This window comes from Ruminiclostridium papyrosolvens DSM 2782 (assembly GCF_029318685.1).
GTDB classification, from domain to species: domain Bacteria; phylum Bacillota; class Clostridia; order Acetivibrionales; family DSM-1351; genus Ruminiclostridium; species Ruminiclostridium papyrosolvens.
This window is the reverse complement of sequence record NZ_CP119677.1, coordinates 4,967,801-4,981,043: the sequence shown is the minus strand read 5'-3', so window position 1 is coordinate 4,981,043 and position 13,243 is coordinate 4,967,801. Positions and strand designations below refer to the sequence as shown.

The window sequence follows — 13,243 nt, the reverse complement described above, 5'->3', positions numbered from 1 at the left end:
AAATAAGCTATCATATTATTATAACCAATTTGAAGAAGAATGTGTAGTTTTTGCATAAATAACTAATTAGTTTACTTGATTCTTTACTTTAAGAGTTATGAGAAATTCTGTGATTTCTTCGCTGCTGTCAATATGGATATTGCCTCCGCATTTATCTAACTGTGCTTGTACTATACTAAGTCCGAAGCCTCTTTTTTTGGAGGAATTCTCTTTAGTAGAATAACCTGCACTGAATATTTTCTTGATAATTGCTTCGGGAATCATGGGGCCGTTGTTGCAGATAGACATATGGTAAATATCATTGTCGATATACGTTTCAAGACGAATAAACTTTTTTTCCCTATCTATTCCTAAGATAGATTCATAAGCATTATCTATTATATTTGATATAACAGTAACAGCGGTATCTTCATCTATTACTGCATTTGATAAAGGTTCTTCAAAGTCTGCAAGAACTTCTATATCTTTCTTTAGAGCATTATTATATTTTACACTGATAATAGCGTCAACAAAGTCGTTACCTGAACCTACGTTTATATTCGTGGTCTCGCTGTTGTTTGCATAATTGTTTATATATTGCTTGACCTTTTCACTTAAATCAGGTCTGTTTAAGGTACAAAGACCGTATATAGTATTTAAATGGTTCTTATATTCATGCCTTTCTTTAGCCACCATTTCGTTAAATGAAATCAACTGAAATACGTTTTCTTTTTTAAGCTCATTTGCATAATGGAGAATTTCAAGCTTTGAACCTTCTCGAAAGGCAGAGAGCATTGAAATAATTAGAACTATGTATATAACAAAGGTAAAAATATTATATAGAAGTAGATTTTGAGGGTCTCTGGAAATATAAATATTTGTTCCTATCATAAAGAACAGTACTGCAAAAATCATTATAAGAGTTTGCTTGTATCTGGACTGATAGGGATTTCCGTCCTTCAACCAGGAAAATCCTTCGTGGGACTTGTATAATATTAATACAATAGTACTTTGAATCAGCTTTGCTATAACACCTAAACCTAACAGTAATTCTGTGTTGTGAATCAAATCTGACATTGGCTTACCTAAGATGGTCGTACATGCCAGACCAATGAGACTTTCTATAATAGCTATTCCCAAAAAAATAATTAGGACTTTGACAAAACTTTTTAGGAGAGTTCCGTTTAGTATATAATTTAGAATAAAGCATGTAAGGGATGCAATTAAAATTGAATGCAGCCCTGACGGCAAAAACTTGGTAATCCAGTAAGTATATATTGTATAAATACATACAAAGCAGGCAATCCGTATATAATTATTTTTTATGAATTTACGCTGGCCTGACAGAAGATAAAAAGCTAATATAAAAATAAAACCTTCAACAACAGTCAATAACAGTAAAAAAGACCTTATATGCAACATACACACCAATTTACACATCCTTCCAGAGGACGATTATCCCATCTTTAACTTAAAATGTAAAAACAAAGAAACACTCTAATAATTAGAGGAAAACTCTAATTATTAGAGCAAAATTCCAAAGAAATCAATTCATCAAATTACTTTTCGGGTTGATATAACCATAGTATTTTAGAAGCTGCCCCGGTAATCAAACCTGTAACTATTAATGATACTTTCCCAACTGACTTTAACAAATTTTTTCTCATCAGAATCACTCCTTAAAAAAATTTTTTTAAATCTCAACTTAATATTCTAACATTCTACAGGAAAAGTCAATATATTTTACAAAATATATTACATTTTATGCAAATATTTGATAATTAGTAGTTGATATACAGATAGTGCATAAACTTCTATAACAGACCAGATAATTATGTTATCGGGCATACAGAAACAGTCTGACAGTAGAAGTAGAACTGTAATTACTCCTGTTAATATCCCTGTTCTTTTCCGGTCTTCTTTTTTTTGTTTGTCTTTGACAGGTGTAATTAAAAACCCCAGAATCGGAAGCAATACAATAAGCACCAACTGTATGTAGAAGGGGATTATAATTATTTTACCTGCAAATATAGCTATCACCATGGTTAGGAATGACATTATAATACATACAAACTCGCTTTTGAAATGATAACCCCCCAGAAAGGGCCGAATCAGAAGAAAAGCAATAAACGCTAATACAAATTCCTTTGTCAGAGAGAAAACAGTAAATATTAATAAGTATAGAAGGGTTTTATACAAATCTGAAAAGATACATACCAGTCCGTAACGAATATTGCTAATCTCCGTCTCTGTGTACTGCCCATTCCTTGTGACTGAATCAGCTACTTTGTATGCAAGCTTTCTATAAAAAGTAATATTCATAATTATGCTCTCCGCCCATGATATTATAAGTTAATATTATCATATTATGAGAGTATTTTACAGTAAATATCAAAAAAATACAATAAGAGACAATCTGATAGGGGAATATCTCTTATTGTATTTTAAGTTATTATTATTTAGCAACTATATTAACAAGTCTTCCTTTTACTACTATTACTTTCTTAATTTCTTTTCCATCAAGGAACGGCTTTATTTTTTCATCAGCTAAAGCAACAGCTTCCGCCTCACTGTTGTCAGCGTCGGCAGCAACCTCTATTTTGCCCCTGACTGTACCATTAATCTGGACTGCCAGCTCTATTGTGTCTTTAACTAATGCTTTTTCATCAAATTCAGGCCAATTCTGATTAAATACAGAATACTCAAAGCCAAGCTGTTCCCACATCTCTTCTGCAAAGTGCGGCGCAAAAGGTGATACAAGCTTTACTAAATCTTTGATGGTTTCCTCAAAAAGCTTTATGTTTTTAGTTTTAACTTCTGCGTCATACTTGTAAAGTGCGTTTACCAGTTCCATACAACGTGATATTGAAGTGTTGAACTGGAATCTGTCGGTATCCTGTGTAACACCTTTTATAGCAGTGTGACGGACATAGTTAAGCTCTTTGTCATCCTTGTCCATATCAGTTCTGGAAGCCTTTGACTTTTGCTCTGCAAGACTTTCAACGAGCCTTTCAATTCTGCTTGCGAATCTTGATATAGCTTTTATTCCGTCATCGCTCCATGGCCCGCCGTCAACATAATTGAATCCGAAACCAAGGTACATTCTGAATATATCGGAGCCGTACTTTCTTACATAATCATCAGGTGAAATGGTATTTCCTCTGGATTTACTCATTCTGTTTCCATCCGGACCAAGAATAGTACCCTGATGTACAAGTGACAGGAAGGGTTCGTCAAAATTGAGGAAGCCCAAATCTCTCAATGCTTTGGTTATAAATCTCGCATAGAGCAAATGCATTGCCGCATGTTCTGCACCGCCTACATACTTGTCAACGGGAAGCATCTTGTTTATCCATTCGGTGTCAAATGGTTTATCATTGTTCTGGCTGTCAGGATATCTGAGATAGTACCATGACGAGCAAACAAATGTATCCAGTGTATCAGGGTCCCTCTTTGCGGGAGCACCACATTTAGGACATACGGTATTTATGAATTCATCACTCTTTTTAAGTGGAGATTCTCCGTCAGGCTTAAACTCAACATTGTAAGGAAGAGCCACAGGAAGTTGTTCTTCGGGAACGGCTACTTCACCGCAGTGCTCACAATATACTATAGGAATAGGTGCACCCCAGTACCTTTGTCTTGAAACAAGCCAGTCTCTCAGTCTGTAGTTTATCTTCAAACTTCCTTTGCCGTCAGTTTCCAGCTTTTTAATTATAGCTGTTCTCGCCTCAGCAGAGGGAACACCGTCAAATTCTGCACTATTAACCAGAACACCGTACTCACAGTACGGAAGCTCGTCATTTGAGCCATCGACACTCTTTATAACCCTCTTAATAGGCAGGTCGTATTTTTTTGCAAATTCGAAGTCGCGTTCATCATGTGATGGAACAGCCATTACACATCCTGTACCATAGCTTGCAAGAACATAGTCTGCAATCCATACAGGTACTTTTTCTCCTGAGATGGGGTGAATGGCATAACTGCCTGTGAATACACCAGTCTTTTCTTTTGTTGTTGAAAGTCTTTCTATTTCAGTCTGCTTTTTGGTATCATTTTTATACTTTTCAACAGCTTCTGCATATTCAAGTTTTGTTATTTTTTCAACTATGGGATTTTCAGGAGCCAGAACAACATATGTTACACCATAAAGGGTATCAGCTCTGGTGGTAAAGACCTGAAATTCAATATCAGTGTCTGCAACCTTGAAGGCTATTTCAGCGCCTTCTGAACGTCCTATCCAGTTGGTCTGTATTTTTTTTGTTTTTTCAGGCCAATCAATGGTATCCAGCTTGTCCAGAAGTTCCTGAGCATAATTGGTTATTTTAAAGAACCACTGAGTAAGGTCGCGCTTTGTTACCTCTGTGTCACACCTTTCACAGCATCCGTCAACCACCTGCTCATTTGCAAGAACGGTATTGCATTTCGGACACCAGTTAACAGGTGCATTTTTCCTGTAGGCAAGACCTTTCTTATACAGTTGAAGGAACAACCACTGTGTCCATTTGTAATAGTCCGGCATGCAGGTTTTTATTTCATAATCCCAATCAAAGGTAGCGCCCATTTCCTTGAGCTGGCCTTCCATTGTCTCGATATTTTTAAGAGTAGAGTCTTGTGGATGAATACCTGTTTTTATTGCATAATTTTCTGCAGGAAGTCCGAAGGCATCAAAGCCCATAGGGTGGAACACGTTATATCCCTGCATTCTTTTCATTCTGGCCCAAGAATCAGTCAAACCGTAATTGTACCAATGACCTACATGAAGATTGGCCCCTGATGGGTAAGAAAACATCTCCAGACAGTATAGTTTCTTGTCTGTATTTTCGGGGTTGAACTTGTAGATACCTGTTTCTTCCCACTTTTTTTGCCACTTGCTATCTATATCTGCAGAGTATGGCATTTAATCAACTCCTTTATTATATTTAGTATCAATATCAATAACTTATAAAAACCCGTCTCTTAATAAAAGAGACGGGTTAATCCGCGGTACCACTCTTGTTAGCCTTGGAGGCTCACTCAAAAGTCTTGTAACGAAAGACCTACGGCTGAATTTTATATCAGCAGCTCCACGGCGAGTTCAAAGAACGCAGTCAACTGCAATTTCACCAAGTATGCAGCTCTCTTTAGTGACTAAATTTTCTTTTACTACTCCGCTTCATAACTTTAATAACAAATTAATTATTTTACAGTGCAATCTATATTAGATTATCATAATAGTTTGATTATTTCAACTTTTTTCACGGTTTTGGTTCTCCATCAGGGCAATATACTGTGCCATATTTTTAACCTTGTTGGTCTGTTTGGAAATGGTTATGGTAAGGTTAAGGTTTATACCCAGCTCAAATAGAATAAGTACCAAAAATACTGCATTTGCAGGTTCGATTATTCCTATTAGGTCTGCAACCCAATGAGGGATGACAGGGAAAGCAGCAATGATTATAAACATTACAGAGGATACAATCCAAAGAATACTGTACTTGAGGTCCAGCTTTGTTTTTTGTACCATCTTTAGTATTGATGTAAGTAAAATAAAACCTATAAGAAGAATACTTATCTGTAACCGTATGTTCATGTTTTTACCTTCCGTAAGAAAATTTAATTAGAAAACCGTCTTATGCGAGGTCTCATGCGGCTCAAAATTATTGCCAGTGTAACTTTGACCATATAGTAAACGGACAGAGACCTGTTTATTGAAGAATTTCCACGGGCCCTTTTTTTCATTTCTACAGGAACTTCTGTTACTCTTAATTTTTTTTGTTTTAAAATCATTATGGATTCCGGTTCGGGATAGTCCTGAGGATAGTTTTTTGAAAATAGCTCAATGATTTTTCTGTTGCAGGCTCTGAAGCCGGAAGTTGAGTCCGTGACTCCCGACCCTGACAACAGCCATATCAAAAAACGGAAGTACTTTATGCCCAACCGTCTGATAAAAGTAGATTGGTAGCCTTTCTTATCCAAAAATCTTGAGCCAATAACCATATCTGCATTTCCATCTTCAATAATATTAATCATTTCAGTTATAAAGGAGGCCTTATGCTGACCGTCGCCGTCAAACTGTATAACTATATCGTAGCCTTTTTCAAAGGCGTATTTATAGCCGGTTTGAACAGCTCCTCCTATACCTATGTTAAAGGGAAGATTAATATGGGGAATGTGGTTTTGCCGCAATATTAATCCTGTTTTGTCCGTTGAACCGTCATTTATAACCATATAATGATACCCTGGAGCATTTTGCTCAATATCATTTATCACATCAAGAATATTATCCTGCTCATTGTAAGCAGGTATTATTATTATACTTTCCATTTATTCCTCCGAAGCAGGTATTTATCCAAACTTATTCTACCCTTTGGCTATATAAAATACTCCTGCCAGAATGAGTATAGTACCAAAAATTTTACGGAGGTCGATATTCTCTTTAAAAATCCAAAAGCCAACAAAGAGGCTTAGGGCATAAGCAACGCTGTTTAGGGGGTATGCAGTTGAAAACGGCAGCTTGGAAAGTACATATAGCCATAAAACCGTAGAGATACCGTAAACAAAAACTCCTGCAAGTATCAGTGGGTTCAGTAAAAGCTTTAAACTATAGCCCTCCATTTTTTCAAGCCCGATTTTCCACAGCGTCTGTCCTAACACAGTAAGTCCTGAGTTTAAAATTGCCAGTAGTATATATTTACCCTGCATGTATGCCGTCCCATATATAAGAAATTTTTATGTAATTTGTATTATGTCCTGAAGATTATATAGAAATACGTATGAACACATCTAAGGTAATTTACATAAAATAGACTATAATAACATTTTTGGAGATAAAGAGATGGAGAAATTTGTCGTTATTATGGCAGGAGGCTCAGGAACAAGACTATGGCCGCTGTCAAAAGAAAAAAAGCCAAAGCAGTTTATATCTGTTGATGACGGCGAATGTATGCTGGTTCAGACAATTAATCGAGTATGCCGGAGCGTTCCACCTTCCAATTGCTTTATTGTAACAAATCAAAGTCTTGTAGAACTGACCAAAGAAGTTGTAAAGGACATAATCCCATATTCAAATATAATTCCTGAACCAAGGAAGAAGAACACTGCTGCATGTATTGCATATACAGCTATACTGCTTGAAAAAAGACTGGGAGAAGCAGTTCTGTGCTTTGTTCCGGCGGATGGCTATGTGAAAGATAAGCTTGGCTACACCGAAACAATAAATCTTGCATTCAGGACGGCGGAGGAAAAGAATAGTCTTGTTGTAATAGGAATCAATCCCACATATCCCTCTACCGCATATGGTTATATAAAAGTTGATAAGGGAGCAGATTCAGAAGAGCAAATTCTCAAGGTTATAAGATTTACTGAGAAACCAAAGGAGGAAACGGCCCGTTTAATGCTTGAAGCAGGTGACTACCTGTGGAATGGAGGTATTGTGGCCGGAACATCAGGGACAATAATTAATCATATCAGACAACATATATCCGAGCATTATACATCTATCTCAAAGGCACTTATACATGAAGGAAGTGAAAAATTTAACACATATATTGATAATGCATATAATGAAATACAGGATATTTCATTTGACAGTGCTGTACTGGAAAAGAGCAAAGACATATATGTAATAAGGGCTTCTTTCGACTGGGATGATATAGGGAGTATTGATACATTGTCGGGAACACTGGAAAAAGATGAGGATGGCAACTCTTGGAAGGGTGACTATATAGCTCTGCAAACTACCGATTCTGTAATTTATGCCGATGGGATTCTTATTGCGGTAATAGGTCTGGATAATGTTATAGTTGCCGGTACAAATGAGGCTATTATTGTTTGCCCAAGAGGGAGGGCACAGGAAGTCAAAGACTTGGTTGAAATAATGAAAAAGAATGGATATGAAAATTTCTTGTAGCAAAACTGGTATTGGGGAGGGTATTGAATTGGAACAGAATAAATTTTTACTTATCAATACAACGGGAGACGGATTTTGGTATGACATGCATCATACCCTGTCTAATCTTTTGCTTGCAGAGCTTACACAAAGGATTCCTGTTATTTATTGGGGAAGCAAGAGCATGTATAGTACGGAGGATGCCTCAAACGCTTTTGAACAGTATTTTCTTCCCCTATCAAAATATGGTATGGATGAATTGGTAGAGAATATTAATCACAATGAGAACATAGAGATAGCGAACAAATACACAGATATAGATAGCATTATATGCCGTATGGATGAAGCCTGCCCGTATTTTGGTTTGAATTCCGTAGAAATTTATAGGATTATGCTTAAAAAATATATACGGCTTCGACCTGAAGTTGAAAAAGAGATAGATGATTTCTACACCATAAATATGAAGGGTAAAGAAATTATATCAGTACATATAAGAGGAAGTGACAAGATATTGGAGGTTAGTCATCTTCATGAACTGAACAAACTCTATCCGGCGAAAATAAACAATTATTTGAAAGAAAGGCAGGAGGCCTGCATTTTTCTTATGACCGACTGCAAAGACATACTGGCAGAGTATAAAAACATTTATGGCGACAGGTTAATTAATACTGACTGTAAAAGGGTTCTGAAAAATGGAGGAGGAGTTCACTTCCAGGAATATGTTAACAACAGGTTGAAAGGAATTGAAATTATAAAAGATACATGGCTTGCAGCAAAAAGTGACTATTTTGTAGGAAATGGCTTCTCAAATGTTTCCAGAGCAGTATGCGAACTAAAAGACTGGCAAAACCAGAATGTAACACTGCTTTTTTGACTTGATTTGAGAGCCGTGTATTATTGAATTTCGGAGGCTGATATATATGGAAAATGAAAAACTTATTGAGCTGTACAAAACTATGCAGACTATACGCAGCGTGGAACGCAAAATAGAAGAAGAATATAAAAATGACGAAATGAAAACCCCTATTCATCTTTCCATAGGGCAGGAGGCAATTGCGGCAGGAGTTTGCATACATCTACGTAACGAGGATTACCTTTTCGGAACTCATAGAAGCCATGCACAGTATATTGCAAAAGGCGGAGATATCAGGAAAATGATTGCTGAATTATACCTTCGTAAAACAGGATGTACTTCCGGCAGAGGAGGCTCCATGCATCTGATGGCTCCTGATAGAGGAATATTCGGCTCGACGGCCATAGTTGGAGGAAGCTTGCCTCTGGGAACGGGAACTGCTCTGGCATCTAAGATTCAAAAAAATGACAGGGTTACGGCTGTATTTTTCGGAGATGGTGCTGCTGATGAAGGAACGTTCCATGAAAGCCTGAATTTTGCATCACTTAAAAAACTTCCGGTTATATATGTATGTGAAAATAATTTTTATGCTATAAACTCCCACCAAAAGGAACGTCAGTCAGGAGACAATATTTATAAAATTGCTCAGGGGTATGGGATTCCGTCATATCAAATAGATGGGAATGATGTGCTTAAAGTATACGAGTACGCAGAAAAAGCTGTTGAGCAGTGCAGAAGAGGAGAGGGGCCTGTTTTGCTGGAGTGCGTAAGCTACAGATGGAAGGGCCATATCGGCACTGTGGATGATTTGGGCGTGGGATTCAGACCTCAGGAGGAGTATGATTACTGGATTTCAAAGTGCCCCATCAAATGGTATAAAGAATATCTCAAAAGCAGAAATATTCTTAACGATGCACTGGAAAAATCTATCCATAAAGAAATAGATAAGTTGGTAAAGGACGCTTTTGAATTTGCAATTAATTCACCCAAACCACAACCTGAAGAATTACTTGATTTTGTTTATGCAGATTAATGCAGTTTCATTTATGTATACTGATAGGAGGTAGTTTACATGCCTTGGACTACAATTGAAGTTGAAAAACAGGATAAATTTGTAATAATGGATGACTCCCAAAATGGAAGAATGCTTTCATATAAAGATGCTTTGTATGAAGCAATGGACCAATCTCTTGAAAGAGACCCTAGGGTTTTTGTTATGGGAGAGGGCGTGGATGACCCGGGAGGAGTTTTTGGAACTACAAAAGGATTGCATGAAAAGTATGGCCGTGAAAGGATTTTTGACACGCCTATCGCGGAAAATGCTCTGACAGGAATAGCAGCGGGAGCTGCAATGGCAGGATTAAGGCCTGTTTTTGTTCATAGCAGAATGGATTTCTTGCTGCTTTCATTTGACCAGTTGGTAAACCATGCTGCAAAATGGAGCTATATGACAGGAGGAAAGGTCAGTGTGCCAATGGTAGTGAGAACAGTGAGCGCAAGAGGATGGGGCTCAGGAGCCCAGCATTCACAATGCTTACAGGGTATGCTTATGAATGTTCCCGGACTGAAAATAGCCGCTCCTGCCACGCCTTATGATGCCAAGGGCTTGCTTATCTCAAGCATAATTGACAATAATCCTGTTCTGTTTGTTGAGCACAGGTGGCTCTATAAAACGGTGGGGAATGTACCGGACACACTTTATTCAATACCGTTTGGAAAGGGTGTTGTAAGAAGAGCGGGAAAGGATGTTACTATTGTTGCGGTATCCTATATGCTGGTCGAAGCCTTAAAGGCGGCAGAAAAGCTTCAAGCCCAGAACATATCTGCTGAGGTTATAGATTTAAGGACAATAAAACCGATAGACGAAGATATTATATTAGAATCCCTTGCAAAGACAGGCAAACTTATAATAACAGATACCGGATGGAAGACTGGCGGTGTTGCCGCAGAAATTGCAGCCCTTGTTGCTGAAAAGGCTGTTCATATGCTGAAAAAGCCTGTTGTAAGAGTTTGCTGTCCGGATATACCGACTCCGGCCGGAGATTTGCAGGAAAAAGCCTTTTATCCTGACTTTGAAACTATATGCACAAAGGCTGTTGAATTAATGAAATAATGAAAGGGGGCTTCCTTTTGGATAAATATATTAAAGAAGACTGCATGGAGTATTTAAACAAAATAGATATGTCTCCTCTTTATAACAAAACTGTATTGATTACAGGTGCCAACGGATTAATTGGAACTTATATCATATACATGCTTCATCTTGCCAACCTTATAAAGGGAGCTGAAATTAAAATTCATGCTATAAGCAGAAGCAAGCCTTGCGAGGCGTTGGCGAGCATATTTGAGCAAAATTACAGCTTTTATTCTGAAGACCTTAATAATATGGATTTTGATAAGTTCAAAGTGAAGGCTGACTATATCATACATGGAGCAACTTACGCACAACCCGGTAAATTCCTTAGAAATTATCTGGATACTATTCACTTAAACACCATAGTTACTGAAAAGCTGCTTCAGAAAGCTAAAAGGGACAGTTCGGTAATATTATTCCTTAGCTCCTCTGAAATCTACGGTGAGCCTGATAGTGATAATATACCTACAACTGAGAGCTACCCGGGTTTTTGTTCTCCTGTAAACGTAAGGGCTGTGTATTCAGAGTCAAAAAGGATGGGAGAGACTTTGTGTTTTGCTTACAGGCACTATGAAGGTGTAGAGGCCAAAGTCGCAAGGATATCCATGACTTACGGGCCGGGAGTAAAGGGAGACGATGAACGTGTTCTTGGGCAGTTTATAAGACGGGCACTGGAAAAAAAGAATATTACCATGTTGGATGACGGAAGTAAAATAAGAACTTTCTGCTATATAGCAGATTGTGCTTTGGTGCTCTTGCATATTATTGCGTATGGTAATGATTTTGTGTATAACGTTGGAGGCTGGGACAGCATAAGTATAAAAACACTTGCCCAAGAAGTTTGTTCTGTTACCGGAAGTACTCTTACCATTGACAATCAGCAGAAGAAACAGGCTATTGAAGAAATAAAGGTTTCTCCCGACAAGGTTCAACTTGATATAAGCAAGATTTGTTCCGAATTTGGGCTTACAGACTTTAAGTCGTTAAGGGAAGGCCTTGTAAGAACTGTTGAATGGAATAAAAATAAGTGGAATTTGCAAATGAAATAAATGAATGATATATTATATGTAATTTATTTGAATAAATGTAAATCAATATCATGGATGTCAGGTGGGGGGCATCAGACTAAAGATGAATACATTAGCTATTAATATTGCAGTCATAGATGATGGAGTTAACGAGAAGCTCTATAAAAGGGACAGACTTTCGTACAATCTGGAAATAACTCATGATTTAACTGTTTGTGACAGAGTGGGTTATGACCAGTTTTTGCCGTCCCATGGTACAACCTGTGCTGCAATAATAAAAAAGTATGCTCCTGAGGCTGATTTAAGCAGTATAAAAATATTGGATTCAAGCTCAAGAACAGGAATGAAAGCACAGCTTATCCATGCAATCAAATGGTGTGCTGACAACAGTATACGTATTGTAAATTTGAGTTTAGGAACAATAGATTACAGAGATTTTAGTGAAGTAAAGGAAGCCGTGGATTATGCATATGAGAAAAATGTAATAGTAATCGCCGCATGTAACAATCGCAATATTTATACATGTCCTGCATCTTTCGAAAAGGTTATAGGGGTAAGGTGTGATTTAAAGGAAGCAATAAAAGAGGGCGAGTATACCTTTAATATTGATTGTATGGACGGAATAAATATATCTGCGTGTGCAAAACACAGCCTGAAAAAGTATGATGGAACGGAAAAAGTGACAGCTGAATGTAACAGCTACGCAGCGCCTATGGTCACAGCGTATGTATATAATATTTTGAGAAATCATCCTGATATGTGTTTTGATGAAATTATGGAGAAACTACAGCAGGAGGCAAACAAAAGGAATTACACAGAGTGTGTTCATTCCTTAAAAAGTAAAGAGCCGGATATACCTATTATTTTGGTCAATAATAGTGGCTTTGATTATTTTGAAAAAGGTCTTACCGGCAAATTCAGGAGTGACGGATTTAATGCTTTATGTTTATATGAGAACATAAAAGAATCCGATTTTTGTAACGGGTACATAAATATCAGGCATTATTCAAAGCAACAGTTACCCGCCTTAGAAAAGAGCATTTATAACATATTCAATATATTTGAACCTGATATATTGCTTCTTTCACAGGGCAATCAAAAAAATGATAATTCATTAATGAAGGGAATAATGGACTTGGACTTTGACATTGAAATACGTGTAAATGATACTTTAGCTGTAGAAGTAAAGAGCTCTTATGAGATTCGTATTTTCAATGATTTCGATAATAATCAATTAGAAAATTTGTATTCTTACATACTGGAATTGTTTGAAAAAGAAGAGTAGTAATGCAGTAATCAAGAACCCATGGGGATTTCCCGTGGGTTTTTTATTTTTATAATCACATATCGGCACAGGCTTACATAAAATAACATGAAAT

The 13,243-nt window shown here is 37.1% G+C and carries 12 protein-coding genes and 1 other annotated feature; of the genes, 6 read left to right on the top strand and 6 right to left on the bottom strand.

The features are described 5' to 3' along the window. Positions 1-66: 66 nt before the first annotated feature. The 6 genes from P0092_RS21835 to P0092_RS21810 form a co-directional block, all read right to left on the bottom strand. A complete protein-coding gene (locus tag P0092_RS21835) occupies positions 67-1,119 on the bottom strand; it encodes a sensor histidine kinase (protein WP_276187020.1) in 1,053 nt (350 codons plus the stop codon). Positions 1,120-1,734: 615 nt separating this feature from the next. Beyond that, positions 1,735-2,301, bottom strand: a complete 567-nt coding sequence (locus P0092_RS21830) for an accessory gene regulator B family protein (protein WP_004620935.1) — start codon at positions 2,299-2,301, stop codon at positions 1,735-1,737. 133 nt (positions 2,302-2,434) lie between these two features. Beyond that, on the bottom strand, positions 2,435-4,879 hold the full coding sequence (gene leuS / locus P0092_RS21825; protein WP_004620934.1) for a leucine--tRNA ligase: 2,445 nt from the start codon (positions 4,877-4,879) through the stop codon (positions 2,435-2,437). A 64-nt stretch (positions 4,880-4,943) separates the two neighbouring features. Beyond that, positions 4,944-5,147, bottom strand: a binding site (T-box leader). 59 nt (positions 5,148-5,206) lie between these two features. Then, positions 5,207-5,551, bottom strand: coding sequence for a DUF2304 domain-containing protein (locus tag P0092_RS21820; protein ID WP_004620933.1), 345 nt, complete (start codon positions 5,549-5,551; stop codon positions 5,207-5,209). Positions 5,552-5,574: 23 nt separating this feature from the next. Beyond that, positions 5,575-6,285 carry a glycosyltransferase family 2 protein gene (locus P0092_RS21815; RefSeq protein WP_004620932.1) on the bottom strand — a complete coding sequence of 237 codons (711 nt, stop codon included), beginning with the start codon at positions 6,283-6,285 and terminating at the stop codon, positions 5,575-5,577. Positions 6,286-6,321: 36 nt separating this feature from the next. Beyond that, entirely contained in the window at positions 6,322-6,663 is a 342-nt protein-coding gene (locus P0092_RS21810) for an EamA family transporter (RefSeq protein WP_004620931.1), read from the bottom strand. 133 nt (positions 6,664-6,796) lie between these two features. Here P0092_RS21810 and P0092_RS21805 point away from each other — a divergent pair, with 133 nt between their 5' ends. The 6 genes from P0092_RS21805 to P0092_RS21780 all read left to right on the top strand — a co-directional run bounded on the left by P0092_RS21805 (position 6,797) and on the right by P0092_RS21780 (position 13,149). After that, the gene (locus P0092_RS21805) at positions 6,797-7,870 is read left to right on the top strand and encodes a mannose-1-phosphate guanylyltransferase (RefSeq protein ID WP_004620930.1); all 1,074 of its coding nucleotides are present in this window, start codon (positions 6,797-6,799) and stop codon (positions 7,868-7,870) included. A 28-nt stretch (positions 7,871-7,898) separates the two neighbouring features. Continuing rightward, positions 7,899-8,723 (top strand): O-fucosyltransferase family protein, encoded by an 825-nt coding sequence (locus P0092_RS21800; protein WP_004620929.1) that lies wholly within the window; start codon positions 7,899-7,901, stop codon positions 8,721-8,723. A 46-nt stretch (positions 8,724-8,769) separates the two neighbouring features. After that, positions 8,770-9,735: a thiamine pyrophosphate-dependent dehydrogenase E1 component subunit alpha gene (locus P0092_RS21795; protein ID WP_004620928.1), complete on the top strand. Its 966-nt coding sequence runs from the start codon at positions 8,770-8,772 to the stop codon at positions 9,733-9,735. A 39-nt stretch (positions 9,736-9,774) separates the two neighbouring features. Beyond that, complete coding sequence (locus P0092_RS21790; protein ID WP_004620927.1) at positions 9,775-10,815, top strand: alpha-ketoacid dehydrogenase subunit beta; 1,041 nt, start codon at positions 9,775-9,777, stop codon at positions 10,813-10,815. 17 nt (positions 10,816-10,832) lie between these two features. Then, the gene (locus P0092_RS21785; protein WP_004620926.1) at positions 10,833-11,885 is read left to right on the top strand and encodes an NAD-dependent epimerase/dehydratase family protein; all 1,053 of its coding nucleotides are present in this window, start codon (positions 10,833-10,835) and stop codon (positions 11,883-11,885) included. Positions 11,886-11,967: 82 nt separating this feature from the next. Further along, a complete protein-coding gene (locus P0092_RS21780; RefSeq protein ID WP_040759171.1) occupies positions 11,968-13,149 on the top strand; it encodes a S8 family peptidase in 1,182 nt (393 codons plus the stop codon). Positions 13,150-13,243 lie beyond the last annotated feature (94 nt).